Source organism: Lentzea sp. NPDC058450 (assembly GCF_042721395.1).
Taxonomy (GTDB): domain Bacteria; phylum Actinomycetota; class Actinomycetes; order Mycobacteriales; family Pseudonocardiaceae; genus Lentzea.
Genome location: NZ_JBHXLO010000001.1, coordinates 935349 through 960875, shown reverse-complemented (window position 1 = coordinate 960875; position 25527 = coordinate 935349). Strand labels below are relative to the sequence as shown.

27 protein-coding genes are annotated in these 25527 nt (G+C 71.7%); 17 read left to right on the top strand and 10 right to left on the bottom strand.

What is annotated here, in order from left to right; translation table 11 throughout:
- Positions 1 to 120 precede the first annotated feature (120 nt).
- Together ACFWNN_RS04250 and ACFWNN_RS04245 are read right to left on the bottom strand one after the other, a co-directional pair.
- Positions 121 to 1116, bottom strand: coding sequence for a zinc-dependent alcohol dehydrogenase family protein (locus tag ACFWNN_RS04250; protein WP_382438381.1), 996 nt, complete (start codon positions 1114 to 1116; stop codon positions 121 to 123).
- Positions 1117 to 1447: 331 nt separating this feature from the next.
- On the bottom strand, positions 1448 to 1786 hold the full coding sequence (locus tag ACFWNN_RS04245) for an ArsR/SmtB family transcription factor (RefSeq protein WP_382438380.1): 339 nt from the start codon (positions 1784 to 1786) through the stop codon (positions 1448 to 1450).
- A gap of 222 nt (positions 1787 to 2008) precedes the next feature.
- Here ACFWNN_RS04245 and ACFWNN_RS04240 point away from each other — a divergent pair, with 222 nt between their 5' ends.
- The 3 genes from ACFWNN_RS04240 (at position 2009) to ACFWNN_RS04230 (ending at position 3721) form a co-directional block, all read left to right on the top strand.
- Complete coding sequence (locus ACFWNN_RS04240) at positions 2009 to 2194, top strand: hypothetical protein (RefSeq protein ID WP_093603567.1); 186 nt, start codon at positions 2009 to 2011, stop codon at positions 2192 to 2194.
- A 149-nt stretch (positions 2195 to 2343) separates the two neighbouring features.
- Positions 2344 to 3210, top strand: a complete 867-nt coding sequence (locus ACFWNN_RS04235; protein ID WP_382438379.1) for a thermonuclease family protein — start codon at positions 2344 to 2346, stop codon at positions 3208 to 3210.
- A complete protein-coding gene (locus ACFWNN_RS04230) occupies positions 3200 to 3721 on the top strand; it encodes a hypothetical protein (RefSeq protein ID WP_382438378.1) in 522 nt (173 codons plus the stop codon). The genes ACFWNN_RS04235 and ACFWNN_RS04230 overlap by 11 nt, the downstream gene beginning before the upstream one ends.
- A 2-nt stretch (positions 3722 to 3723) precedes the next feature.
- Here the strand turns inward: ACFWNN_RS04230 and ACFWNN_RS04225 are convergent, their stop codons facing one another.
- Positions 3724 to 4284: a TetR/AcrR family transcriptional regulator gene (locus ACFWNN_RS04225; protein ID WP_382438377.1), complete on the bottom strand. Its 561-nt coding sequence runs from the start codon at positions 4282 to 4284 to the stop codon at positions 3724 to 3726.
- Positions 4285 to 4341: 57 nt separating this feature from the next.
- Here ACFWNN_RS04225 and ACFWNN_RS04220 point away from each other — a divergent pair, with 57 nt between their 5' ends.
- Positions 4342 to 5118: an SDR family NAD(P)-dependent oxidoreductase gene (locus ACFWNN_RS04220; protein ID WP_382438376.1), complete on the top strand. Its 777-nt coding sequence runs from the start codon at positions 4342 to 4344 to the stop codon at positions 5116 to 5118.
- Positions 5119 to 5136: 18 nt separating this feature from the next.
- Here ACFWNN_RS04220 and ACFWNN_RS04215 read toward each other — a convergent pair whose 3' ends face one another.
- Positions 5137 to 6939: a flavin-containing monooxygenase gene (locus ACFWNN_RS04215; RefSeq protein ID WP_382438375.1), complete on the bottom strand. Its 1803-nt coding sequence runs from the start codon at positions 6937 to 6939 to the stop codon at positions 5137 to 5139.
- Between the two features lie 28 nt (positions 6940 to 6967).
- Entirely contained in the window at positions 6968 to 7735 is a 768-nt protein-coding gene (locus ACFWNN_RS04210; RefSeq protein ID WP_382438374.1) for an SDR family NAD(P)-dependent oxidoreductase, read from the bottom strand.
- A 90-nt stretch (positions 7736 to 7825) separates the two neighbouring features.
- On the opposite strand from ACFWNN_RS04210, the gene ACFWNN_RS04205 reads away from it, so the two are divergent.
- The 9 genes from ACFWNN_RS04205 (at position 7826) to ACFWNN_RS04165 (ending at position 14329) form a co-directional block, all read left to right on the top strand.
- Complete coding sequence (locus ACFWNN_RS04205) at positions 7826 to 8452, top strand: TetR/AcrR family transcriptional regulator (RefSeq protein ID WP_382438373.1); 627 nt, start codon at positions 7826 to 7828, stop codon at positions 8450 to 8452.
- Between the two features lie 106 nt (positions 8453 to 8558).
- Positions 8559 to 8840 carry a hypothetical protein gene (locus ACFWNN_RS04200; RefSeq protein ID WP_382438372.1) on the top strand — a complete coding sequence of 94 codons (282 nt, stop codon included), beginning with the start codon at positions 8559 to 8561 and terminating at the stop codon, positions 8838 to 8840.
- Positions 8841 to 9073: 233 nt separating this feature from the next.
- Entirely contained in the window at positions 9074 to 9634 is a 561-nt protein-coding gene (locus ACFWNN_RS04195; protein WP_382438371.1) for a snapalysin family zinc-dependent metalloprotease, read from the top strand.
- A 122-nt stretch (positions 9635 to 9756) separates the two neighbouring features.
- Positions 9757 to 10389 carry a TetR/AcrR family transcriptional regulator gene (locus ACFWNN_RS04190; RefSeq protein ID WP_382438370.1) on the top strand — a complete coding sequence of 211 codons (633 nt, stop codon included), beginning with the start codon at positions 9757 to 9759 and terminating at the stop codon, positions 10387 to 10389.
- A 63-nt stretch (positions 10390 to 10452) separates the two neighbouring features.
- Positions 10453 to 11160 carry a hypothetical protein gene (locus ACFWNN_RS04185; protein WP_382438369.1) on the top strand — a complete coding sequence of 236 codons (708 nt, stop codon included), beginning with the start codon at positions 10453 to 10455 and terminating at the stop codon, positions 11158 to 11160.
- A complete protein-coding gene (locus ACFWNN_RS04180) occupies positions 11157 to 11828 on the top strand; it encodes a DUF4166 domain-containing protein (protein WP_382438368.1) in 672 nt (223 codons plus the stop codon). Before ACFWNN_RS04185 ends, ACFWNN_RS04180 begins: the two co-directional genes overlap by 4 nt.
- Before the next feature lie 52 nt (positions 11829 to 11880).
- The gene (locus ACFWNN_RS04175; RefSeq protein WP_382438367.1) at positions 11881 to 12297 is read left to right on the top strand and encodes a hypothetical protein; all 417 of its coding nucleotides are present in this window, start codon (positions 11881 to 11883) and stop codon (positions 12295 to 12297) included.
- Positions 12290 to 12889: a hypothetical protein gene (locus tag ACFWNN_RS04170; protein WP_382438366.1), complete on the top strand. Its 600-nt coding sequence runs from the start codon at positions 12290 to 12292 to the stop codon at positions 12887 to 12889. The genes ACFWNN_RS04175 and ACFWNN_RS04170 overlap by 8 nt, the downstream gene beginning before the upstream one ends.
- Positions 12890 to 13015: 126 nt before the next feature.
- Positions 13016 to 14329 (top strand): alpha-lytic protease prodomain-containing protein, encoded by a 1314-nt coding sequence (locus ACFWNN_RS04165; RefSeq protein WP_382438365.1) that lies wholly within the window; start codon positions 13016 to 13018, stop codon positions 14327 to 14329.
- 39 nt (positions 14330 to 14368) lie between these two features.
- Here the strand turns inward: ACFWNN_RS04165 and ACFWNN_RS04160 are convergent, their stop codons facing one another.
- Positions 14369 to 15526: a trans-sulfuration enzyme family protein gene (locus ACFWNN_RS04160; RefSeq protein ID WP_382438364.1), complete on the bottom strand. Its 1158-nt coding sequence runs from the start codon at positions 15524 to 15526 to the stop codon at positions 14369 to 14371.
- 129 nt (positions 15527 to 15655) lie between these two features.
- On the opposite strand from ACFWNN_RS04160, the gene ACFWNN_RS04155 reads away from it, so the two are divergent.
- A complete protein-coding gene (locus tag ACFWNN_RS04155) occupies positions 15656 to 16162 on the top strand; it encodes an Lrp/AsnC family transcriptional regulator (RefSeq protein ID WP_382438363.1) in 507 nt (168 codons plus the stop codon).
- Between the two features lie 32 nt (positions 16163 to 16194).
- On the opposite strand, the gene ACFWNN_RS04150 is transcribed toward ACFWNN_RS04155, so the two are convergent.
- Positions 16195 to 16917: an SDR family NAD(P)-dependent oxidoreductase gene (locus ACFWNN_RS04150; RefSeq protein WP_382438362.1), complete on the bottom strand. Its 723-nt coding sequence runs from the start codon at positions 16915 to 16917 to the stop codon at positions 16195 to 16197.
- A gap of 217 nt (positions 16918 to 17134) precedes the next feature.
- On the opposite strand from ACFWNN_RS04150, the gene ACFWNN_RS04145 reads away from it, so the two are divergent.
- The 3 genes from ACFWNN_RS04145 (at position 17135) to ACFWNN_RS04135 (ending at position 19919) form a co-directional block, all read left to right on the top strand.
- The gene (locus tag ACFWNN_RS04145) at positions 17135 to 17536 is read left to right on the top strand and encodes a MerR family transcriptional regulator (RefSeq protein WP_382438361.1); all 402 of its coding nucleotides are present in this window, start codon (positions 17135 to 17137) and stop codon (positions 17534 to 17536) included.
- 46 nt (positions 17537 to 17582) lie between these two features.
- A complete protein-coding gene (locus tag ACFWNN_RS04140) occupies positions 17583 to 18398 on the top strand; it encodes a helix-turn-helix domain-containing protein (RefSeq protein WP_382438360.1) in 816 nt (271 codons plus the stop codon).
- 66 nt (positions 18399 to 18464) lie between these two features.
- A complete protein-coding gene (locus ACFWNN_RS04135) occupies positions 18465 to 19919 on the top strand; it encodes an aldehyde dehydrogenase family protein (protein ID WP_382438359.1) in 1455 nt (484 codons plus the stop codon).
- Between the two features lie 7 nt (positions 19920 to 19926).
- Here the strand turns inward: ACFWNN_RS04135 and ACFWNN_RS04130 are convergent, their stop codons facing one another.
- Genes ACFWNN_RS04130 through ACFWNN_RS04120 form a run of 3 tightly spaced genes read right to left on the bottom strand, consistent with a single transcriptional unit; the run spans position 19927 to position 25496 of the window.
- Positions 19927 to 20355 (bottom strand): hypothetical protein, encoded by a 429-nt coding sequence (locus ACFWNN_RS04130; RefSeq protein ID WP_382438358.1) that lies wholly within the window; start codon positions 20353 to 20355, stop codon positions 19927 to 19929.
- Positions 20356 to 20359: 4 nt separating this feature from the next.
- Complete coding sequence (locus ACFWNN_RS04125) at positions 20360 to 20845, bottom strand: hypothetical protein (RefSeq protein WP_382438357.1); 486 nt, start codon at positions 20843 to 20845, stop codon at positions 20360 to 20362.
- Positions 20790 to 25496: a hypothetical protein gene (locus ACFWNN_RS04120; RefSeq protein ID WP_382438356.1), complete on the bottom strand. Its 4707-nt coding sequence runs from the start codon at positions 25494 to 25496 to the stop codon at positions 20790 to 20792. Before ACFWNN_RS04120 ends, ACFWNN_RS04125 begins: the two co-directional genes overlap by 56 nt.
- Positions 25497 to 25527: the final 31 nt, after the last annotated feature.

Genomic DNA, 25527 nt, shown 5'->3' with positions numbered 1-25527 from the left:
ATCGAGCACTACAACACTCAACGCCGCCACAGCGCACTCGGAGGCCACCCACCCATCACCCGATTGCAACCAACCTGATGGCCAAATACACCTAGTCGTGGGAGTTCGTCAGGACAGCACCTAGTCGTGGGAGACAGTGACGACGATCTTGCCGATGTGGCCGCCCGCCTCCATGTACCGGTGGGCGTCGGCGATGTCGGCCAGGTCGAAGGTGCGGTCCACGACCGGCGTGAACGAGCCGGTGGCGAGCCCCGCGTTGACGAACGCGACGGCGCGGCGCAGGCGTTCGGGGTCCCTGCTGATGGAGTGCATCGAGTAGGCGCGGCTGGTGAGCTGCGGGTAGCTGCTCGCGTTCGGCAGGGGAGTGGGGCGCGGGTCCAGGGCGCCGTACACCACCAGGTGGCCGCCAGGGGCGATGGCCTGCGCAAGGGTCTCCACGCCGGGTCCCGCGACCGGGTCGAACGCCAGTCGGACGCCTTCGCCGCCGGTGATCTCCTCGACCCGGGCAGGCATGTCCTCGTCGCCAGTGACGACGACGTGCGCGGCGCCCGCGTCGAGGAGCCGTTGGCGCTTCGCGGGGTCGCGGGTGGTGGCGATCGGGATCGCGCCTGTGTGGCGGGCGATCTGGACGGCCGCCTGGCCCACGCTGCTCGCGGCGGCGGTGATCAGCACGTGGTCGCCCGGCCGGACCTCGCCGGACTCGAACAGCGGCCCGTACGCGGTGATGTAGGCCATCCACACGGCGGCGGCCTGGACCGCGCTGACGTTCGCCGGGCGGGGGACCACGGCGGAGGCGGGCACGATCACGTGGTCGCCGTAGGTGCCGTAGCTGGTCAGGGAGAACGCCGGCACGACCGCGACCGGATCGCCCTCGGCCAGGTGTGACACGCCCTCGCCGGTCGCCTCGACCACGCCCGCGGCCTCGTAGCCCAGCGTGGCGGGGAAGGTGGGCTGTTCGAAGTAGGTGCCCTCGCGGAACAGGATCTCGGCCCGGTTCAGGCCGATCGCGTCCACGCGGATGCGCACCTCACCCGCCGCGGGCTCGCCCACCTCGACGTCGTGCAGCGTCAGCACCTCGGGGCCGCCGAGCCGGTCGAACCGCACTTGCCTGGCCATGGTGAGCCGTCCTCCGGGGTCGGGTGGCAACGCCGCCTACCCTGCCCCAAAGTTTGATGGCCGTCAAACTTTGACGGGCATCCAATTTCGACCGTCATCAGGCTTCGACCGCCACCGAGCCTTGAGTGCCATCAAGCTTCGGCTGTCTTCGAACCTTGACCGCCTTCGAAGGTCGACCGTCATCAAGCTTCGACTGCCATCAGGCTTCGGTCGTCGTCAAGCTTCGGTGGCCATCCAGCCTTGACCGTCATCGAACCTTGACCGCCATCGAACTTGACTGCCATCGAACCTTGACCACGATCGAACGTCGACGATCATTGAACCTTGACGGTCATCGAACTTCTGCCTCCGCGGCGCTCACCACGGCGTGCAGCAGGCCGGGGAACCTGGCCTCCAGCTCGACGGTGCGCAGCGAGTTCAGCTTGGTCGTGCCCTGGTAGTGCTGCCGGATCACGCCCGCCTCGCGCAGGACGGCGAAGTGGTGGGTGAGCGTCGAGTCCGACACCGGTGTGTCGAACGTGCCGCAGCCCTTGTCGCCGTCCGCGCGCGCCAGCTGGCACACGACCATGCGCCGGATCGGGTCCGCCAACGCCTCCAGGGCCTGCTGCAGCGTGACCTCGGCCAGGTCCGGGTGCTCCACGGTCCGCGGGGTGGTGCGGGGACGTGCCACGGTGACTCCTCACGACTTCGACGACGCTCATGGTACGACCGCCATCGAACCTTCTGCGGCTGCCGCTCGCCATCGAACCTTCCGCGGCTGCCGACCGCCGGCAACCTTCCAGGGCTGCTGGCCGCCGGTGACCTTCCGCGGCTGCCGCCCGCCGGCAACCTTCTGCGGCTGCCGGCCGCCGGTGACCTTCCAGGGCTGTCGGCCGCCGGTAACCTTCCCGCCATGAGCAGAAAACTGCTGGTCGGGCTCGGAATCGTGCTGCTGCTGGTCGGCGGGGTGTGGACCGCGCAGGGGCTGGGCTACCTCAAGGGCAGCTTCATGACGGGGCAGCAGCTGTGGACGACGATCGGGCTGCTGTGCGCCAGCGCGGGCGTGATGATGTTGATTCCGTGGCCCAAGAAAAGGTGACGGAGCGTGCGCCGTCAATCACAGATCCGGCAATTCTGTGAATGATAACGACAATCTGTGAATGAACGACATCGTCTTTGACGCGTATTGAGTCGAAGAACCGAACGTCCGTTTTGTGTCACGGATCGTCCGACGCCGGGGGAACGCCATTGCCCAGCTCAGCTGACTCCACCGCCCACCAGGCCGGGGGTGCCGTCCGCCGTTTCTGGTGGCGCACCGGCCAGCCCGCACGGCTCGCCATCGGATGTCTCGGCGTCGTCACCGCGCTGGCCGTCACCGGCGCCGTCGCGTTCAGTGGTGAGGACCTCTCACGAAATCCGGGAAACGGCGGGCTCGACGCCAGCGGATTTCGCGGCGACTCACTTCAGGTGACCGTTCGCGCGGTCACCGAGGTGGATCTCTTCGAGGGCGCGGACCCCGTCACCGGACGCGTGGTGCTCGCCCGCGTCGCCGGAGTGCGGCCGATGCCGGACTGCTGGGCGGCCGAGTCCCGTGCCGCGGCACAGGAGCTGTTGCGCGGCAAGGACGTGCGTCTCGTCGTGAAGCGGGAGGACACGTCCGGCGGCGATCGGATCCTGGTCGACGTCGAGCTGCCGGACGGCGCGGACTACGCGCGGACCGTGGTCAGCGGCGGCGTGGTGCAGGCGGACCTGGCCGCGCGCGGCGAGCTGGCGTCCGACGAGTCAGGTGCCCGGCTGGGGCGCCTCGGCCTGTGGGCGGCCGCGTGTGCCCCCGGCGCGAACACGACGCCCGTGTCCCTCCCGCCGACTTCGACCTCCGCGCCGAGCCCGACCACGACAACGGCCACGACCACACCGGAGACCACGACGCCGGAGCCGCCGCCTCCGCCCCAGCCCACGACCACCGAACCGGAGCCGCCGGACGAGGAGTGGGACGACTCCCGGCTCGGCAAGCCGTGTCTCTTCGAGGGCGCGCGCCGGACCACCAAGGACGGCTACGAGATCGTCTGCTCCCGCAACGGCAAGAACCAGCTGAGGTGGCGCCGTGCCGACTGAGGACGAGGTCGACCTCTTCAGCAAGGCCGCACCCGCACCCGCCGCCGACCCCGGGCCCAGGCTCGCGGACGGCCGGACCCCGCGCGGTCTGACGCCCGGTGGCTGGGTCCGCACGACGGGCTGGCTCCAGGTCGGCCACCACCCCGTGAGCTCGGCGCTCCTCGCCGCGGTGGCAGGCCTGCTGGGAGCCGTCGTGATCGCGGCCGCGCTGGTGCGCACCCAGCCCGTCGCCGCAGGGTTCCTGGTGCTCGCGGCGCCGGTGGTGTGCGGCGGCGCGTGGTGGTTGTTCACCACCCGGCTGAAGCCCGCGTCCCCGGCGCGCAACATCGGGACCGCGCCGGCGAACGAGCTGTCGGTGGGGGAGCACGTCCGGCTGTACGGCTCGATCGGGCCGGTCGGTCAGGTGGCGGCGGTGACGGTCGGGGAGGACGTCGAGGTGGACTTCCACGGCGGCGCGCGCCAGACGTGGCCGGGCGACCGGACCGTGCACCTCGTGCGTCTCCTAGGCTGACGTCAGGGCAGGAGGACCTCGAAGAGCTGCCGCAGGGTGGCTTCGAGCGTCTCCTCGTCCGTCGCGTTCAACGCGGTGCTGCCGATCACCTTGCGCAGCAACCAGAATCCCGCGATCACCGACAGCACCACCGCCGCCCGGCCGCCGTCACGTGTGCGAGGCGCGACCTCGAGCAGGTGCGCCTCGACCTGACGTTCGACGTTCTCGCGCAGGATCTCGGCGGCGCGCGGGTTGGCCGCCGACCTCAGCACGAGCAGGAACGGGGAGAGGTCGTCCGAGGCAGGGCCGGTGCGGCGCACCAGCGCGGCGGCGATGTCGCGAGCCAGGGTCGCCGGGTCGCCGCCCAGCACCGTGCGGTCGGTCATGGACACCTCGGCGACCTCGGCGAACAGCCCTTCCTTGGACCCGAAGTAGCGGTTCACCAGCATCGCGCTGACGCCGGCGGCCTGGGCGATCTCGCGGACCCCGATCCCGTCGAATCCATGCCGGGTGAACCCCTCGATGCCCGCGCGCAGGATCGCGGCCCGGGTGGCGGACGCGTCCCGGCGGTGTGTCGTCGTCATGTATACGAGTGTAGACTTACCTCGTAAGTATACGACTGTAGACATCACGGAGCAGCAGTGGAACTGAACCTGAACGGCAAGCGCGCCCTGGTCACGGGCTCCAGCTCGGGCTTGGGAGAGGCGATCGCACGGCTGTTGGCCGCGGAGGGAGCGGAGGTCGTCGTGCACGGTCGCGACGAGGCCCGCACCAAGGCGGTCGCGGCGGACATCGGCGCCACCGCGGCGATCGGCGACCTCGCGACCGACGCCGGTGCCGACGCGGTCGCCGCGGTGGCCGGCGAGATCGACGTGCTGGTGAACAACGCGGGCGCGTACGGCCACGAGGGCTGGCAGGACGCGACCCCGGACGTGTGGCGGGACATGTACGAGACCAACGTGCTCTCCGCGGTGCGGATGATCGCGCGCTTCGTGCCCGGCATGCGCGGCCGCGGCTGGGGCCGGGTGATCCAGATCGGCGGCGGCCTCGGCTCCCAGCCGATCGCGCTGCAGCCGCACTACAGCGCGACCCTGGCCGCCCGGCACAGCCTCGCCGTCTCCCTGGCCCGCGAGCTCGGGGAGACGGGCGTTACCTCGAACGTGGTCTCACCGGGCGCGATCATGGTCGACTCGGTGCGCGACTGGCTCACGACGCACGCGCCCGCGCACGGCTGGGGCGAGACGTGGGAGGAGATCGAACGCAACGCGGCCAAGGACTTCGTGCCCAACGACGTCGGCCGCTTCGGCCGTCCGGAGGAGATCGCGGGTGCCGTGGCGTACCTCGCGAGCCCCTACGCGGACTACATCAGCGGCGCGACGATCAGGGTCGACGGCGGCACGGTCAAGTCGGTGATCTGAACCGCGCCGGGGAGCGGCTCATCCATCCGTCACCAGGACGTCGTCGAAGCCGCCGTTGTCCCGCCAGTCCCGGAGCAGGGCGTGGAACGCGCTGGCGCCGCCGCCGTACCCGTGCCGCGGCCGGGGTTTACCCTCGTTGTTGTAGTAGCCGGGCGTGCAGTCGAGGTGGAACCGGTAGAGCTCCTCCGCGTTCTGGCCGAGCGCCGACACCCAGGCGTCCACGGCCGCGGCGCTCGGCTCGACCCGGCGCGCACCGCGCTTGCCCGCCTCCGCGACGACGGCCGCGACGTGGCTCGCCTGTTCGTCCAGGACGTGCGTGAAGTTCACCGAGGCGGCGTTCTGCAAAGCCCCCATCGTGAACAGGTTGGGGAAACCGTCGCTGTAGAAGCCGTGCAACGTCCGCGGTCCGCGACTCCAGTGCCGCAGGAGCTGCGTGCCGTCTCGGCCGTGCACCGGCAGCCGACCGGTCACCAGGTCGGACATGCCGACCTGGAACCCGGTCGCGAAGATGACGCAGTCCACTTCGTACTCGCGGTCGCCGACCACGACGGCGTTCTCGGTGACGCGGTCGACGCCGCCGCGGTCGGCGGTGTCGACCAGGGTGACGTTGGGGCGGTTGAACGTCTGGAGGTACTCGTCGCTGAACGTCGGCCGCTTGCAGGCGTAGCGGTACCAGGGCTTGAGCAGCTCGGCGGTCGCCGGGTCGCGCACGATCGCGTCGACGCGGGCGCGGACCTCGTTCATCTTGCGGAAGTCGAGGATCTCCTCGGCGCGCTCGCGGTCCTCCGGCGTCAGCGACTCGTGCGTCTGGCCCTGGGTCATCTTCCGCAACAGCCGCGCGCTCTCCGTCCACGCGTCGCGCACGTGGTCCTCGGCGACGTCGCCGCCGCTGAGGATGTCGAGGAAGTTCTCCATCCTGGGGCGCTGCCAGCCCGGCGCCAGCGACGCCGCCCAGTTCGCGTCGGTCGGCCGGTTGTTCCGGTAGTCCACAGTGGACGGCGTGCGCTGGAAGACGTGGAGCTGATCGGCGTCGCGGCCGAGGTGCGGCACGACCTGGATCGCGGTCGCCCCGGTGCCGATGAGGGCGACCCGCTTGTCCGCCAGCCCGGTGAGGTTGCCGGTCGCGTCGCCGCCGGTGTAGCCGTAGTCCCAGCGGCTGGTGTGGAAGGTGTGGCCCGCGAACGTCTCGATGCCGGGGATGCCGGGCAGCTTGGGCCGGTCCAGGGTTCCGTTGGACATCACCACGTACCGCGCCCGCATCCGGTCGCCGCGGTCGGTGGACACGATCCACCGGGCCGCGTCCTCGTCCCACCGCAGTTCGGTGACGGCCGTCTGGAAGCACGCGTCGCGGTAGAGGTCGAAGTGCTCGCCGATGGCCCGCGCGTGCCGGCGGATCTCCTCGCCGGGCGCGTACTTCCACTCCGGGACGTGGCCGAGTTCGTCCAGCAACGGCAGGTAGACGTACGACTCGATGTCGCAGTGGATGCCGGGGTAGCGGTTCCAGTACCAGGTGCCGCCGAAGTCGCCGCCCTTCTCGATCACCCGGACGGACCCGATCCCCGCCTGCCGGAGTCGTGCCCCGGCGAGCAGCCCGCCGAGCCCGCCGCCGATGACGACGACCTCCACCTCGTCCCGCAGGGGGTCGCGGGTGAGATCAGGATCGGCGTGCGGGTCGTCGGCGTAGTAGCCGAAGTCGCCGGAGGCGTCGCGGTACTGCGCGGCGCCGTCGGGGCGGAGGCGGCGCTCCCGCTCGGCCCGGTACCGGGCGCGCAGTGCGTCCAGGTCGAGGTCTTCCGGAACGGCGTCGGAGACGGACAACACAGGGGAAAGCCTTTCGCTCAAAGGGTTTTCAGACCGCGGACCAGCCGTTGTCGACCGGGAGGACGACGCCGGTGATGTTGGACGCGGCGCGGGAGGCGAGGAAGACGATCGCGGCGGCCTGCTCGTCGGCGTCCGCGACGCGGCCGGCGTTGGGCAGGTACCGGCCGACGACCTTCGGGCCGTGCCCGGCGGGGTCGGGGGAGGTGGAGATGCCGGTCGCCGTGGCGCCGGGCGCGATCGCGTTGGCCCGCACGCCCGAGTCCCGGTACATCACCGCGACCGAGCGCATCAGGCCGACCAGGCCCGACTTCGACGCGGTGTAGGCGAGTCCGGCGGCGCTGCCGCGCAGGGCGGCCTCCGACGCGGTGTAGACAATGGCGCCGTCGCCGCTCGCGAGCAGGTGCGGCAGCGCGACGCGGGTCAGCCGGAACGGCGCGGTCAGGTTGACGGCGAGGAGCCGGTCCCACTCCGCGTCGGAGACGTCGGCCGCCGCCGTCATCGAGTCCATCACCCCGGCGTTGCACACCAGCACGTCCAGGCCGCCGAACGCGCTCACCGCCGTGGCGACCACCTCGTCGGCCACGGCGGACTCGGTCAGGTCGCCTGCAACGGCCAGCGCGGTGCCACCGTCCTGCGTGATCCCCTCGGCCAGGGCCTGGGCGGCGTCGCCGTTGACGTCGGCCACCACCACTTTCGCGCCCAGCCGGGCGAACTGACGGGCCGCCGCCCGCCCGATGCCCGAGCCGGCGCCGGTCACGACGACGCTGCGGCCGTCCAGGTCACTGTTCGTGGTCATGGCCTCACCGTACCGACTTATTGGCACACTGCGCCACTATGTCGTGTCGAGACAAAAAGTAGGATGTGGAGCACACAGGACGGAGGTGGCATGCCCAGCCATCAGCAGACCCGCGCGGCCGAGCGGACCGGACGCCCGCCGCTGACCGAGCGGCGCAAGGCGGAGACCAGGCTGGAGGTCGCGCGCGCGGCCGTCCGCCTCTTCCTGGCCAAGGGGGTCGCGGACACGTCCGTCGAGGAGATCGCGGCACTGGCGGGCATCTCCACGCGCACGCTGTGGCGCTACTTCCCGAGCAAGGAGAGCTGCGTGATGCCGCTGCTGGCCGGCGGGATCGAGCAGACGGCGGCGCGGTTGCGGACGTGGAGCGCCGATCAGGGCGTGTCCGACCTGGTCAGCACGCTCGCCGCCGGTCACGCCGAGTCGCCGGAGGTCGCGGCCGAGATGCTGAACCTGGTCCGGCTCACCCGCACCGACCCCGGTCTGCGCGCCGTCTGGCTGGAGGCGCACCGGGAGGCCGAACCGGCGTTCGCCGAGGCGCTCGCCCACCGCGCGGGGCTGACCGAGCCCGACCTGGCCACCGCGATCCAGGCCGCGATGATCAACGGAGCCCTGAGGGTGGCCGTGGAGCACCACGCGTTCAACGCCGAGACGCCGGCGTCCCTCGCGGCGGCGACCGCCGAAGCGCTCACGATCGCGGCGCGAGGACTACCGGCGTAGGCCTTCCAGACGATCTTCGCGACGTCTTCTCCGGAAGGGCACCTCGCGGAGCAACCCCCTCGGATCCGACGCGTCCGACAAGGCGAAATCGACTTGGGGGTACGAAATGCGCACTTTCACCACATTGTTGTTCGCCTGTCTCGCCCTGACCGCGTGTGCCGAGCACCGGATCGAGGCGGACCCGACTTTCCTCGTTCTCGATGTCGGCGAAACCACGTACGACATCAACGTGACCGGCGGCCGGCCGGACGACCTGCGAGCGGACAACTGGCACCGGGTGAACGTCGACAAGGCGGAGTTCGCGACCGAGGTGAAGAAGGGTGACCACGTGATCTGCCATTTGACGGAGACCGACCGGGTGCGGATCACGCAGTGCCGGCCGTCATGAGCTGCGGTGATCGGGTCGTGCCGACCCGGTGGTCTCACGCACCGTGACGGCTGTTCGCCCCATTTCCGCATCTTTCGTTGCAATCATCCGAATAGCGGGCACCGTCAACCGTCAAGAGCGCTGAACCGCTTCACGCCATTGGCGGGCGAGTGGGCGTGACGACCTTCCATACGTTGAGTGGCGGAACCGGCACAGGTTCCATTCTTCGCACCCTGCAAGCGAGGAGAACCCCAATGTTCAGGAAAGTCGTCCTGTCCGTCGCGCTCGCCGCGGCCACGACGGTCGTCGCACCCCTCACCGGCCAGGCGTCGACCGGCGAAGCGCCGATCAACGCGGCGGCGGTCACCGTCTACTACGACACCAGCAGCGCACCCACGTTCGCGAGCGCCATCCGGCAAGGCGCGGCGAACTGGAACGCGCGGGTCAGCAACGTGAAGCTGGTGGAGAACCGCAGCGCGGCCACCCTGCGCTACCGCGAGGGCAACGACCCGCGCGGGTCGTACGCCTCCACCAACGGCCACGGCAGCGGCACCATCTTCATCGACTACACGCAGGCCCGGCAGTACTACGTCACCCGCATCACCGCGCACGAGACCGGGCACGCCCTCGGCCTGCCCGACCACTACAGCGGCCCGTGCTCGGAACTGATGTCGGGCGGCGGCCCCGGCACGTCCTGCCGGGTCGCCACGCCGAACTCCGCCGAGGTCTCCAGGGTGAACTCCCTGTGGGCCAACGGGTTCTTCGGCACCTACGAATGGAAGACGATCTACGAGCAGGTTCCCGTCCACTCCTGACCGCGCACGACCGGGAGGCCTGAGTCCACAGCGGACTCAGGCCTCACGGCTTCGACGTGCCCGTGGGTGCGTCCGCGCCGACCGGCTGGGCTCATGACCGCGCGCCGCTCTACGGTGATGGCGTGGCCGACACCCGACAACGCCTGATCGACGGCGCGATCGAGACCCTCCGCACGCACGGTCTGACCGGCACGACGGCGCGGAGCATCGCGGCCACCGCGGGCGTCAACCAGGCGCTCGTCTTCTACCACTTCGGCACGGTCCACGACCTGCTCCAGGCCGCGTGCCTCGCCGCCACCGAGGCGAGGGTCGCGCCGTTCGCCGCGCGCCTCGACGACATCACGGACCTGCGGCAGCTCCTCGCGCTCGGCCGTGCCCTGCACACCGAGGAACGCGCCGAGGGCAACGTCATGGTGCTCGCCCAGTTGCTCGCGGGCGCCCAGACCAGCCCCGAGCTCGCCGAGGCCACCGCGGCCGCGCTGCAGCTGTGGATCGCCCCGATCGAGCGCGCCCTGACCAGGCTGCTGGCCGGCTCGCCGCTGGCCGAGCTGATCGACACGGCGGGGCTCGCCCGTGCGGTCAGCGCGGGGTTCATCGGCCTGGAGCTGTACGAGGGAGTCGACCCGGAAGGGGCGAAGGCGGCCCTCGACGCACTCGACCGGCTCGCCGTGCTCATCGAGGTCGTGGACGACCTCGGGCCCGTCGCCCACCGGGCCCTGCGCGCCAAGCTCCGCAAGAAGACCCGCGAGTTTTGAGCATCTGCTCAAAACTTCGGCTACCCTCCGATTTGAGCGATCGCTCAACCGGGAGGGGGTCTCATGGCGCGACGACGAACGCTTTACGTGGAGACGCTGATCCGGGCCGACCTCGACGCGGTGTGGCGGCTCACCCAGGAGCCGCGCCCGCACCAGCGGTGGGACCTGCGGTTCACCTCGATCGACTACCTGCCCAAGGAGAGCGAGGACGCCGAGCAGCACTTCCGCTACGCGGTCCGCGTGCTCGGGCTGGAGGTGGGCGGGGTCGGCGTCAGCGTCGGTGAACGCGTCAAGCCGGACGGGTCGCGGACGTCCGCGCTGCGGTTCAGCTCGGCGCACCCGTTGTCGCTCATCCGCAGCGGGGCGGGCTACTGGCGGTACGTGCCGACCGGCGACGGCGTCCGGTTCCTCACCGGCTACGGCTACCGGCCGGGCTGGGGACGTCTCGGCGCCCTGGCGGACCTCCCGTTCCGCCGGCTGATGGGCTGGGGCACGGCCTGGTCGTTCGACCGGCTCCGGCTCTGGCTCGAACGCGGCGTCACGCCGGAGGAGTCGCTCAGGCACGCCCTGGCGGACGCCGGCACGCGACTCGCCGTCTGCGCGGCCGCCTGGGCGACCGCGCCGACCGTCCTCGCCGCCGCCCTCACCCTCGGCGCGCTGCTGGCGCCGCCGTTGCCGTCCACCCCGGCCGCCAGGAGGTGCCGGCGGACGCCGCCGGACCGCCGTTCGTCCACCGCACCGGCCACCCTGTCCACTTTGGAGCACCCGTGACGTCGATCTTCCAGCGCGCCCTCGGCGACGACTTCGACCGCCTGCACCCGCAGCTGCGACGCCGGTTCGGGTTCGGCAGCGACGACGGCATCGCCTGCGTGGGCACCGGAGTCATGGACCGGGTGTGGCACGGCCGCGGCTTCACCAGGCCGTTCCTCTGGCTCGGCGCCCAGCGGCACATCCTGCTGCCGAGCCGCGGCAGCGACATCCCGTTCACCATCCAGAACTACCCGTACCGCGACTCGCTGGGCAGGGAGACGGTGACCTTCGTCCGCACCTTCGTCTTCGACCGGCCGAAGCGCTGGGACGCCACGATGATCTACAGCCCCGAACGCGGCTGCGTCGTCGACTACCTGGGCACCCACCAGCACGTCTCCGTGGATCTCCACCTGAGCGTCGACGACGGCGGCGCGCTCGTGATCCGCAGCGGCGAGCAGCGCTTCCACGAGGGCCCGCTGCACTTCCGCATCCCCGCCCTGGTGACCGGCACCGCGCAGGTCCGCGAGTCCTACGACGAGGACGCGGGACGGTTCCGCATCGACGTCGAGGTCACCAACCACCGGTTCGGGCCGCTCTTCGGCTACCACGGCACCTTCACCTGCACCTTCCCGGACGCCGCCGACGCGCCGCAGTCGATCAAGCCGGTCCGGGAGCAGGCGAGGGCCTAGCCCGACCGGAATTCAGGCGACGCGCGGCCGTCCGGCCTGCGAACCTGTCGCCATGACGGCGTTCGCGTGCAAGGCCTGCGGGACGGTCGTGACCGCCGACCTGACCGAGGTCGCCTTCCCGGCGGACGCGCCCGGCGACGAGCCCCCGGTGCCCCGCCTGGACCGGGGCACCTTCGCCCTGGACCCTGACCCGTTCGGGCCACCGTCCGAGCCCTCGCCCGACAACCCTCAGATCCACGTGTGGGCGGGCCCGAGGGAGACGGTTCTGATCCACCCCGAGGACGCCCGGAACCTCCGGCGCCATCGGGACCGGAGCCGCCTGAACGGGTGCTGCGACCTGGACGGACTGGACGGCCCCAACCTGGTCTGCGGCAACTGCGGCGCCGAGCTCGCCACCGAGCGGTCCGACTGCTGGGTCACCTGGCACGACGTCCGGCTGCAGCCGGAGGCGGTGACCCGGGATGGCTGACCCGGCCTCGTTCACCGACCGGGAGAACTGGACCGGCGGCTTCTACGAGCTGTCGCTGGAGATCGGCGACCACGACGACGCCCGCCTCGAACGCGCACTGACCGCGTTGTGGCAGGCGGCGGGGATCACCGGCCCCTACGCCGACCAGCGCCGCGAACCGGCCGACCAGCAGGAGGTCCCCGCCACACCGGCGTCGCTGCACGAGTTCGGCCACCTGTACGGCGTCGCCGAGCCGTTGGGCACCGCGGTCGTCTGCGGCTGCTACGTCAGCCGCTTCGACGACGCCGAGGACTGGCTGAACCTCTACCTCCCGCTGGGCGCGCTGGCGAACACGGACCGCCGGATCGGCGCCTTCCCGTTCGGCCCGGAGGGGGGACCGCAGTCACTGGCCTGGCGAACCCGCCTGGACGGCTGGCTCGCCACCGTGGCGGCCCGCGTGTTCGACGAGGTCGGCTTCAGGGTGGGCCTGATCGGCTTCGAACTGGACTACGTCACCGCCGCGGAACTGGCCGGTGAGGTCCCCGACCAGCGCTGGAACGGTTACCTGCTGCCCGCAGACGGCCGCCTGCGCCACTTCCCGGCGAACCGCTGACCGGCGGCGCGGAGGCGTCGGGCACGGGTCAGGTGGTCTGAACCTTATGCCCAATTGGTATGTACCACTGCGGTACTTCGCCGTCGTACGGTCTGCGCGCAATCACCCTGCGTGCAAGGAGCGGACATGAACCGCAAGCTCATCGCCGCCGCCACAGCGGCGGTAACAGCGGCCGGGCTCAGCATCGCGGTGGCGCTGACGACCAGCGCCACCGCGGCCGACCAGACCGACCCTGCCCTGATCGCCGCGATGGCCCGTGACCTGGGCATCTCCTCGGGCCAGGCGCGGGAGCGCCTCGCCGCCGAGAAGACCGCCGGCGAGACCGACGCCGCGCTGAGGTCGAGCCTCGGCCCGGCGTACGCCGGATCCTGGCTGGACGGCACCGGCCACACCCTCACCGTCGCGGTCACCGACCCGGCGCTGGCGGGAACCGTGCGGTCGCGCGGCGCCGTCGTGACCACGGCGAAGCACAGCGCGTCCGCCCTGGACGGCGCGAAGATCAAGCTCGACGCCAGGGCGACCGCGGCCCCTGACGCCGTGCCCGGCTGGTACGTCGACGTGCGCGCCAACAAGGTCGTCGTGCTCGCCCGCGCCGGCGGCGAGGAGCAGGCCAGGGCGTGGGCGGCCGACGCGGGCCTGCGCGGCGACGTCGTCGCGGTCGAGGCCAGCACCGAGGACCCGAAGCCGCTGATCGACATCGTCGGCGGCACCGCCTACGGCATCCCCGGCGGCGGCCGCTGCTCCATCGGCTTCGCCGTCGAGGGCGGCTTCGTGACGGCGGGCCACTGCGGCGCCACCGGCGGCCGCACGACCAACCCCGCCGGCACCATCCAGGGCAGCAGCTTCCCGGGCAACGACTACGCCTGGGTCCGCGCCGACGCGGGCAACACCCCGCGCGCCCTGGTCAACCGCTACCCGGGCACCGTCCCGGTCGCGGGTTCCCAGGAGGCCGCGGTCGGCTCCTCGGTCTGCCGTTCCGGCTCCACCACCGGCTGGCGCTGCGGCACCATCCAGCAGAAGAACGCGTCCGTCACCTACCCCGAGGGCACCATCACCGGCCTGACCCGCACCAACGCCTGCGCCGAGCCCGGCGACTCCGGCGGCTCGTGGCTGACCGGCGACCAGGCCCAGGGCGTCACCTCCGGCGGTTCCGGCAACTGCCAGACCGGCGGCACCATCTACTTCCAGCCGGTCACCGAGATCCTGCAGGCCTACAACCTGCGCCTGATGACCACCGGCGGTCCGACCACGACCACCCCGCCCACCAGCACGACGACCACGACCACGCCTCCCGGTAGCGGCACGTGGGCCCCGTACACCAGCTACGGCAGCGGCGCCCAGGTCACCTACGACGGCGCGACCTACCGCGTCATCCAGCCGCACACGTCCGTCCCCGGCTGGGAGCCGCCGAACACCCCCGCCCTCTGGCAGCGGGTCTGACAGCGGCGCCCCCGGCGGCAGCCGCCGTCGGGGGCGCACCTAGGCCTTGAGGGCCTGGTCGAGGTCGTCCCACAGGTCCTCGGCGTCCTCCAGGCCGACGGACAGCCGCAGCAGCCGCTCGCTGATGCCGGCGGCCTCGCGGTCCTCCTCCGCCATGACGTGGTGGCTGAGCGAACCGGGGTGCTGCAGGAGCGTGTCGGTGCTCCCGAGGCTGACCGCGGGGGTGATCAGCCGGACCGCGCCGATCACCGCGTGCGGGTCGCCGACGACCTCGAACGACAGGATCGCGCCACCGCCGCGCAGCTGGCCGCTCGGCCGACCACCGGTCAGCCCGGGGTAGTGGACGCGGGAGACGGCGGGGTGCGTGGCGAGCCGGGCCGCGAGTACCGCGGCGGTCTCCGACGCCGCCGCCATCCGCACCGGCAGCGTGGAAAGGCCGCGCAGCAACAGATAGCCGGACAGCGGGTGCAGGTTCGAGCCCGCGACGAAACGCATCTGGCGCAGCACCCGTGCGTGTTCCTCCTTGCACGCCACCACTCCGGCGAGCACGTCGCTGTGGCCGCCGAGGAACTTCGTGGCGCTGTGCAGCACGATCGCGGCGCCGAACTCCACCGGCCGTTGCAGCACCGGCGTGGCAAAGGTGTTGTCCACCAACAAAGGCACGTTCCCGCACACGTCGGCGAGCGCGCGCAGGTCGACCTCCCCGAGCGTCGGGTTCGCCGGCGTCTCGACGATCACGAACGCGGTGTCGTCCCGCAGCGCGGCCTGGACCTCGGGAAGCGACGTCACCCAGCTGACGGTGGTGCCGAGCAGCCCGGAGCCGAGCAGGTGGTCGCTGGTGCCGTACAACGGCCGCCAGGCCACCACGTGCCTCCTGCCCGCCGCCACCCCGGCCATCAGGCACGCGGTGAGCGCCGCCATGCCCGAGGCGAACGCCACCGCCGCCTCGCACCCCTCCAGCTCGGCCAGCGCCTCCTCGAACCGGGCCACCGTGGGGTTGCCGACGCGGGCGTAGACCGGCATCCCGGGTGCCTGCTCACCCGTGCCGAGCACGTCGAGCCGCGCCGCCTCACCGCGGCTGTCCCGCGACGGGTAGGTGGTGGACAGGTCGATCGGCACCGCGTGCAGGCCGAGATCGGTCAGGTCGTCCCGGCCGGCGTGCACGGCACGGGTGCGCAAGCTGTGTTCGGAGGACATGCCACGACGGTGGCACGCGGTCCGGAATCGCAGTCGAGTTCCCGGTCTATATTCGGCACCCGGCCACATCTCCGAACCAGGGCCGGGCCAAGGCGTCCGGTGACGTCACCAGCGGAACGAGGTGCGGGAGTGTCCACTCACGACGGTGACGTCACCGACCTGCTCGACTCGGTCGACGTCGCGATCCTGCGGGAGCTCCAGCTGGACGGCCGGCTCACCAACAAGGTCCTGGCCGCCCGCGTGGGCGTCGCACCGTCGACCTGCCTGGACCGCACCGCGCGGCTGCACCGGCTGGGCGTGATCACCGGCTACCACGCGGCCGTCTCGCCGGCCGCGATCGGCAACGGCGTCCAGGCGCTGCTCGCCATCCAGTTCCAGGCCCACTCGCTGCCGCTGGTCGACCCGTTCGTCGACTTCGTCCTCGGCCTGCCGGAGGTCAGGTCGTTGCTGCACGTGACCGGTGGCGACGACTTCCTCGTCCAGGTGTCCTGCAAGAACACGGCCGATCTGCAACGGCTGGTGCTCAGCTTCACCGCCCGCCGCGAGGTCGGCCGCGTGCAGACCCATCTCGTCTTCGAGTCGTGGGAGGGCGGCCCGCAGGTCCCGTTGCCGGGCAGCGGGCGCCGCCGGGGCTGACCCCGCCTGAGCGGGATCAGCCGTGCGGCTGGTCAGATGCTGAAGCCACCGTCGACGGTCAGCAGCTCACCCGAGATGAACGCCGCCTTGTCGCTGGCCAGGAAGGCGACCGCCCTGGCGATGTCCTCCGTGACGCCGAAGCGCCCGAGTGGTGTCATCGCCACCTGGGCGGCACCGAACGGCCCGTCCGCCGGGTTCATGTCCGTGTCGACCGCGCCCGGCTTGACGACGTTCACGGTGATGCCGCGCGGGCCGAGGTCGCGTGCCCAGCCGCGGGCGAGCTGGTCGACGGCCGCCTTGCTCGCGGCGTACTCCGCGACGCCGGGCGTGGCGATCCGGTCGGAGACGATGCTGCCCACCAGGACCACGCGGCCGCCGTCGGGCAGGAACCGCGTCGCGGCGTGCGTGGTCACGATGGGGCCCAGCACGTTGGTGGCCAACATCTTCTGGACGCCGTCCAGGAGCTCCAGGTCGAGCTGGTCGACCGTGCCCTGCACCGCGACGCCGGCGGAGTTGACGAGCACGTCGATCCGGCCGCCGAGGAACTCCGCGGCCTGCTCGACGGCGGTCGACGCCTGGTGGGGCTCCGACTGGTCGCATTGCACGGCAAGGGCTTTCGCCCCGAGGGCGGTCAGTTCGGCGACGACCGCCTCCGCCTGCTCCCGCGAGTTCCGGTAGGTGATGACGACATCGGCCCCCTCGCGGGCGAGCTCGCGGGCGATCCCGGCGCCGATGCCCCGGGACCCTCCGGTCACGAGAGCGGTTTTTCCTTGCAGCGACTGGGACATGAGTGAATTCCTCGCGCTTTCGGCAGGTTCGTTGGGAACGCCGCCGAAGCTAGAGGTTCTCATTAGTGAGAAGGTCAAGCGGAGTGGCGCGGGCCACAGCGCGACGTGACAGCGGCCCAACATTCCCAATAATGTGAAGGTTCGGCGCCGGCGTCGGGCGGCCCATGCGGACGAGGAGTGTCACGTGAACATCGGAGCCCTGGCGGAGCGGACCGGGGTCAAGCCGCGGCTGCTCCGGTACTACGAGGAGGTCGGCATCCTGCACCCGGTGCGCAGCCCGAACGGGTACCGCACGTACGGGGAGCCCGCCGTCGGCCGGGTCCTGCAGATCCGGGAGATGATCGAGTCCGGGCTGACGACGGACATGATCCGCGAGGTGCTGCCGTGCATGGAGGCCGCGAAGACCCCGCAGGACATCGAGATGTGCCCGGCGTCGAAGGACCTGGACGGGTTGCGCAAGCAGCTCGCCGGCATCGAACGGCGGCTGGACGTGTTGCAGCGCAACCGCGACGCCATCAAGGCGTACCTGAGCGCCTGGGAGAAGACCCTGGCCGCGAAGGAGAAGGCCGCTCGGCAGGCGGGCTGATGTGTCCTTCCTGGACGGTCAGGCGGTCGCGGTTACCATGCAGGGCATGGCTTCCCCTGTGAACGAGCTGGGCGAGTTCCTCCGGGCCTCCCGCGAACGACTCGACCCGGCGGCGTTCGGGTTCGCGGGCGGGGTGTCGGGACGTCGCGTGCCTGGGTTGCGGCGGCAGGAGGTCGCGGTGCTCGCGGGCGTGAGCGTCGACTACTACGCCCGGCTGGAACAGGGCCGCGAACGCAACCCCTCCGCACAGGTGATCGGCGCGATCGGGGGAGCGCTGCGGCTCCCGGCGGACGCGCGGGAGCACCTGCACCGGCTGGCTGGTCTCCAGCCCGGCACCGCCCTGGACGTGCGCGGGGACCAGGTCCACCCGGCGCTGCTGGAGCTGCTGGAGGCGTTCCCGCGGGCCGCCGCGTACGTGCTGGGCCCCGCGTTCGACGTGCTGGCCGCGAACGCGGTCGCCGAGGCTTTGCTGTCGCCGTTCGGGCAGGAGCGGAACATGCCGCGCATCCTGTTCACCCACCCGCTGGCGAAGCAGGTCTTCACGGACTGGGAGCTGCTGCGCGGCGCGACCGTGCACGCGTTGCGCCTCAACGCCGGTCGCTTCCCCGGCGAGGACTCCATCGCCGCGGTCGTCGAGGAGCTGTCCGAATGCTCGGCGGAGTTCGGTCGCCTGTGGAACGGCCACGACGTCGGCGGGCTCACCCGCGCGTTCAAGGTGTTCGTGCTGCCCGGTGCCGGACGGATCGAGCTGACCTACCAGACCTTCGACGTGCACGACGCTCCCGGCCAGCAGCTGCTGGTGGGCACGCCGCAGCCCGGCAGTCCGAGCGAGGAGGCCCTCGCGCGCCTCGTCGGTGGGTAGGTGTGGCGCACCCCGGCTGACACGGCCTCCCTCCGCGGCGTCTCCCGCTGTTCCATGGTGACGACGGTGATCACTGCCGTCTTCACCGCGGAACGGGAGCACGCAAGCATGTCCACGCACACGGCCTTCACCATGACTATCGGCGGCAGGGCCGTCCACGGCCGCACCACCTTCGCCGTCGTCGACCCCGCGACCCTGCGCACCGCCGGCGAGGCACCGGACTGCACGCCGGAGCAGCTGGACGAGGCCGTCACCGCGGCGCGCCGCGCGCAACCGGCGTGGGCCGCGCTGAGCGAGACGGACCGGCAGCGGCACCTCGTCGCGATCGCGGACGTGGTGGACGCCCACGTCGACGAACTGGCGAGGCTCGTCGTCGGGGAACAGGGCAAGCCGCTCGCACTGGCCGTCGGCGAGGTCGGCGGTCTCGCCCACTGGCTGCGCGAGACCGCGACGCTCGGCCTGCCGGTCACCGTCAACCAGGACGACGCCGAGCGCCGCTCGGTCACCACGCACGTCCCGCTCGGGGTGGTCGCGGCGATCACGCCGTGGAACTACCCGCTGGGCCAGCTGGGTTTCAAGCTCGGCCCGGCACTGCTGGCGGGCAACGCGGTGGTGCTCAAGCCGTCCACCTTCACCCCGCTCTCGGCGTTGCGGCTGGGGGAGCTCCTGCGCGACGTGCTGCCGCCCGGCGTGCTGAACGTCGTCTCCGGTGGTGACGACCTGGGCCCTCGGGTGACCGCGCACCCCGGGTTCGACAAGATCAGCTTCACCGGCTCGACCGAGACCGGCCGCGCGGTGGCCGCGAGTGCCGCCGCCACCCTGGCGCACGTCACCCTGGAACTGGGCGGCAACGACCCCGCGATCGTCCTTCCGGACGTCGACGTCGACGCCGTGGCGGAGCAGTTGTTCTGGGCGGCGTTCGCGAACTCCGGCCAGATCTGCGTTGCCACCAAAAGGCTTTATGTCCACACCGACGTGTACGACCGGCTCGTGGCCGCACTGACGAAGATCGCGGCCGACGTCCGCGTCGGCAACGGGCTGGACGAGGGCGTGCAGCTGGGACCGGTGTCCCACGGCCGTCAGCACGCCAGGATCGTCGACCTGCTCGACGACGCCCGTGCCCACGGCTACGAGTTCCTCACCGGCGACGTGGGGGAGACGGACGGCTACTTCGTCCGGCCCACGATCATCGGCGACCCGCCGGACGACGCGCGCATCGTGCGGGAGGAGCAGTTCGGGCCGGTGCTCCCGGTGCTGCGGTTCTCCGACGTCGACGACGTGGTGGACCGCGCCAACGCGGGCGAGTACGGCCTGGGCGCCTCGGTGTGGACGGGCGACCCAGACGCCGCCGTCGCGCTCGCCCGGCGCCTGCGGGCCGGCACGGTGTGGATCAACGAGGTCATGCACCTCTCCCCGCACGTGCCGTTCGGCGGCATGAAGCAGTCGGGCCTGGGCGTGGAGAGCGGCGTCGCCGGACTGCTCGAGTTCACCGAGCGCCAGACCGTCACCGTCAGGCGCTGACCCGCTCTCACGGCGTGACGGCCGCCCGCAGCCAGTCCGGCACGTGCTCGTCGGCGCGCGGGAACAGCTCCAGTTCCCGCGCGTGCGCCGGAGCGGGCGGCGGGGTGCGGAAACGCGGGCCGTCCTGGCGGTTGTACTCGATCGCGTAGTTGTCCGGGTAGTCGAGCCAGTAGGTGGCGTGCAGCCAGGTGCCGCGTTCGGGGCGGGCCATCCCGGCGCGCAGGCGGGCGAACAGGTCGCGGGCCTCGTCGGGCAGGTCCCAGCCGAACATGCCGCCGTTCGTCATGCGCAGCAGGCCGCCCGCCTCGACGTGGTCGCCGAGGGCCTTGTAGTCGACCTGGAGGTGGCTCCAGCCCGCTGGCAGGTCCAGCACGAGCCGTCCGGTGATCTGCTGGAGCAGCTCGTCCTGCTGGACCGGGTTCAGCGGTTCCGTCATGGTCTCAGTATCCCGCAGTCGGTCGGTCGTCGTCGGTCAGCTTGGCGCGCAGCCAGCCGGGGACGTGCTCCGGCGCGCGCGGGAAGTGCTCCAGGTCGAGCGCCCAGTCGTGCGGGCTCAGGTCCGGGGACCACTTCGGGTCGAAGTCGTGGTTGTAGGTGACGTGGAACGCGTCCGGCGGGTCCATCGTGTACCGCAACGAGAACCACGTGCCGCGCTCGTCGTCGTACATCAGCTCGCGCAGCTCCCGCAACGCCGTCCCCACCGACAGCGGCAGGTCCGCGGCCGGGCTGGAGTGGTCGGGCATCAGCACGGTGAGGGACATCCAGTCCTGCGTGACGGACACCGACGCGCGCAGGTCGATCCGGAACCAGCCCGCCGGGGCACCGCCGGCCAGGTCGCGGCCGATCTTCTGGAGCAGCTCCTGCTGCCGCTCACGGGGTGGGCGGGGGGAGGACGACGCGGTTGTTCCTGGCGGGTTCGGGGACATTGTGGAAGCTCCTGATCTCCTGTTCGACCCTGGGCGGCGGCGGGTCGGACACCGTGAGGTGGTAGCGCACGTGCAGCTTGTCGGGCGTGTGGATGTCCGGCGTGGTGCGTTCGGCGAAGAAGTCGACCCGGTCCACGGTCGTGCCGTCGACCGCCGCGCGCCGGGCGATGTCCTCCTCCATCCGCCGCCAGGTGTCGTCCGTGGACGCGCCGTCGATCTTCATCGGCCGGTTCTCGAAGGCCCACTGCGGGACGTGGTTGATCCGCTCGCCGGGACCGCCGCCCTCGAACGCCACGATGTGGCCGCCGTCGAACTTGAACAGCTCGGACCGGTTCCCGTAGTAGTTGAACGGCGCGTACTCGCCCGCGGCCGGGTTCTTGTACCCGTCCGGGCCACCGCTCGCGATCCGGCCGGTGTCGGGCTGGACGCCCTCGCCGGGCGAGCCCGGCTCGACCCCGCGCCGCGGCCCCCAGAAGTCCTCGGCCCTGGTGCCGCTCGGCGGGTACACCGGGCGACCGCTCGCGGCGACCGTGTCGCCGTGCACGTCCGTCCGGTACATCTGCTGGGGCACCTGGGGATCCATGCCGTCCAGGTGCCGCGGGCCGACCGCGAACGTCGTGTTCGGCGCCGGGACCGGCAGCCCCGCGTCCCACGTCTGCGCGGTGCCGAGTTCGGGGTTGAAGCCCTCGGCGCTGTTGCCCGACCAGGTGTGCACGTGCGACACCCGGCCGTCGGCGTCGGTGTAGAACGTGCCGTGCCAGTCGCCGTTCTCGTTGTAGACGTCGTACCGCGCGTGCGGCTCCAGCGGGTTGTCCGGATCGTTGCCGCGCAAGGAGAACGGGCCGTCGCCGTCCGGCGCCGGGTTGTAGTTCTCGTGCGGCGGCATCGACCGGTAGTTCCCGTCGGGGCCGCCGGGCGGGTTCCACTCCACGGCGGGTGGCGTGCGGCTCTGGTCGAAGTCGTCGAAGCGGTCGGCGGGGCGGTGGTCCGGGTTGTTCTGACTGTTCTGGCTGTTCTGGCTTTCGGGCGTGGTGTCCGCGTTGCCCGGTGTGGTGTCCGGATGGGACGGTCCGGCGTCGGGAACCTCCTGGCCGCGGAACGTGTGCGTGCCGATCCCGGTGTCCACCTGGTACACGACACCGGGCTGGGGCCGTGCGGTGTCCGGGTTGATGGGGACACCCGAGCTGTTGCGGGTGTTCGGCACGCTCGTGTCGACGTGCGTGACGTTGCGGTTCGCGTCCGTGTAGTAGGTGCCGCGCACCGAGCCGTCCGGGTTGTGGACGACGACGCGCGAGTTCGGCTCCAACGGCGGCCCACCGTTGAAGTCGAGGACGCGCTGGTTCGGGTCGACCTGAAGGTCCTGTCGCGGCAGGTTCTCGGGCGGGTCCCACGACACGGTCCGCTGCGGCGTGGGGTCGCGCCCCTCCGGCGGGTCGCTGACCGTGTTGTCCCGAGCGGCGCGATCCCGTGCGTCGTCCGGCTCCAGCCCGTGCTTGTCGGCGTCGTTCGTCCCGGGCACGAACCCGTCGTCGCTCGCCTTGCCCCGACTGCCGTCCGGACTGTGCGTCTCCCACTCGCCGTTCGGAGGGATGCGCGGCCGGCGGGTGCCGTCGGGCCCCACCTCGGCGTCACTGGTGTAGACGCGGCCGTTGCTGTCGGTCCAGGCGGGCTTGGTGGGCGCGAGGACGTCCGCGCCGGTGTGCCGCGAGAGCCGCGAGGCGAAGTCGTTCGACCCCGCGTCACACCCGATCAACCGGATAGGCGTCCGGCCGTCCCACCCGTTGCGCCGCAACAGATCCCCGTACTCCTCGGGGCTGTACGCGTGGCCGCCGATGCGGGCCCGGCCGTCCGGCGAGATGTGCACGTCGGCGGTGAAGTACCGCGGGTCGTGCGGAACCCGGCGCGGCAGATCGCCCATCTCCGAGTCACCCCGGTGGTGCGAGATGCCGGCGGGCGTCGTCTCGCCGTGCCGCGCGTGTGCTGCGTCGATGTCCGGCCGCTCGACCGTGCCGGGGTCGTGCGGCGGTGACCAGGGGTCCTGGTCGGGCCGGTGGTGCGGGGGCGGTTCGGTGGTGTGCCGGGGAGGCGGGCTGTCCGGTGTGTGGCGTGGTGCCGGTGGGTCTGGGTGATGGCGGGGTGGTGGGCTGTCTAGGGGGCGGTTCGGGGTGTGTGGGGACGACGGCGCCGGGCCCCGGCTCTGCGGGCCGGTGTGGGGCGTGCCGCCGGGTGACGGGGCGCGGTGGGGTGGTCCGGCGTGCGACGGACCGGCGTGTGACGGACCGGCGTGTGACGGACCGGCGTGTGACGGACCGGCGTGTGACGGACCGGCGTGTGACGGACCGGCGTGTGACGGACCAGCGTGTGACGGACCAGCGTGTGACGGACCAGCGTGTGACGGGCGGGCGTGTGATGGACCGGCCTGCGATGGACTGGTGTGCGACGGGCCGGTGTGTGGCGGACCGGCCTGCGACGGGCTGGCGTGCGACGGGCCGGCGTTGCCGGGCGCGTTGCGTTGCGGGCTCGGGTTGCCGGGCGCGTTGTGGGACGGACTGGTGTTGCCAGGTGTGTTGCGTTGCGGGCTCGCGTTGTGGGAAGGGCTCGTGTTGCCGGGCGCGTTGCGCTGCGGTCCGTTGTGGGGCGGCCCCGAGTTCGCCGGTCCGTTGTGGGGCGGTCCGGAGTGGACCGGGCCGTTGCCGGGACTCGCGTGCGACGGACCAGCCTGAGGCGCGCCGCTCGGTGAGGTGCCACCGCGGGAAGGGCTGTGCGCGCTCGGCGCGGTGTGCGACGGGCCGCCCGGACCTCGGCCTGCCGGTGCGGAGGAGCCGAGGTCGCCCCGGCTTCCGGGCGTACCGGTCCAGCCGCCGGAGCCGGGACGTGCAGCGCCACCACCGGGAGCAGTGCCGCCCGGCGTGCCACCGGGAGCACCTCCGTGCATGCCGCCGGCGGGCATGCCGCCGGTCGGCTGCGTACCGCCTGGCGTGGGCTGGCCGGTCTGGGGGCCTCCGGTCTGGTGCTGGCCGGGGCGCACGGGAGCGTCTGGCGTGGCCGTCGTCGACGCCGAGGTCGACGCCGAGGTCTGGTCGAACCGCGCCGGAGGTGGTGCGGAGTGACCACCACCGGCACCGCCTGCGCCAGAGGCGTGTGGGCCGCCGCTGTTGGTGCCGCCAGATCCGTGTGGGACGCCGCTGTTCGTGCCATCAGCGCCGTGCGGAGCACCACTGTTGGTGCCGCTGCCGCCGTGTGGATTGCCGCCGTGTGTGCCGACACCACCATTGGCGTGGGAGCCAGGGAGGTTTCCTCCGACCGCGGACTGACCGTGTGGTTCGCCGCGGCCGCCAGCGGAGTTGCCGCCGCCGGAGTTGCTACCACTGGAGTTGCCGCCGGGAGAGTTGCTGCCAGGGGAGTGGCTACCGGGGGAGTGGCCCCCTGGCGAACTGCCAGGGGCGTTGCCGCCGGGGGAGTTGCCGCCTGGCGCGGGCTGGCCCGGACCGCCTCGGCGGTCCCCACCTGGACCACCGCTCGGCCCGCGAGGCTCGCCCATCGGGCCGTTCCCACCTGGAGCCGGACCTCCGCGCAGCGGCGAGTCGCCGTCCAGCGTGCTGCCCGAGTCTCGCGCCGGCCGCGGCGGCGCGGTCGGCACGTCGCTGCTCGGGGAGTCCGCAGTGGCGGTGCTCGTCGTGTTGGTCGGCCGGGCCGGCGGTGTGTCGGATCCAGACCCGGAACCTGAGTCGGCGGACGGGCTTGAGGAGGTGTCGCCGCGGGGCGTGGTGGACGGCAGGTCGGTGTTGCGGTTGCCCGTCTGGAGGAAGCCGCCCCGCTTGATGTTCTTGGGGTCCAGGACGTCCAGGCCGGTGGCCTTGCCCGCGAGCTTGCCCACGACCTTCATGATCTTCTCGAAGACCTCGACCAGACGCTTCAGCAGCGGCGAGACCTTCTTGATGGTGTTCAGGAGGTCCTGGATGATCTTCGCGATCTTTGCGGCCCACTTCGAGATCGCCGTCACGGCCTGCGCGACGATCACCGGCGTGCCGAAGCCCAGGGTGAACACGGCTTCCAGGACCCACGCGATGAGCTTGCCCACCAGGTCGGCGATGAGGTCGCGCACCATCTCGCGCACGAACGCGACGACCATGCCCATCAGCCCGACGACGGTGCCCACGGTTCCGGCGGCGGAGGCGGCGCCGGTCAGGGCGTCGCCCTGGGCCTTCGCGTTGGCGCGGTAGGCGTCGGCGGCTGGGCCGGTCCACGCCGTGATGCCGGACTTGAGTGCCGCTTCGTGGTCCTGGGCGATCTTGCCCAGTTCGGTGGCCACGTTGTTCCACGTCGTCGAGTACGACTCGATCACCGGTGGGTCGCCGGCCAGCCAGTCGAGCATGTCCTTCAACGGCTGCACGTGTTCCATCAGGAACGACGCGGCGGAGGACAGCAGGGTGCCGAACGGGTCGATGGCCATCGCGGCGGCGTCCGCGGCGAGTCCGACCAGACCTAGGCCGCCCTCGATCCAGTTGCCGTCCTTGATGCCGTTGTAGGTGTCCATCGCGGACTCGGCGATGGAGATGCCGGTCGCCCAGCCGTTGTCGCCGGTGCCCGCGTTGAAGAAACCGCCCGGCTCGGCGGGCGGCGCGGCGACCAGTGGGTTCTCGCCTGCCATCAGACGCCCGCTCCCGCACAGTCGTCGACGA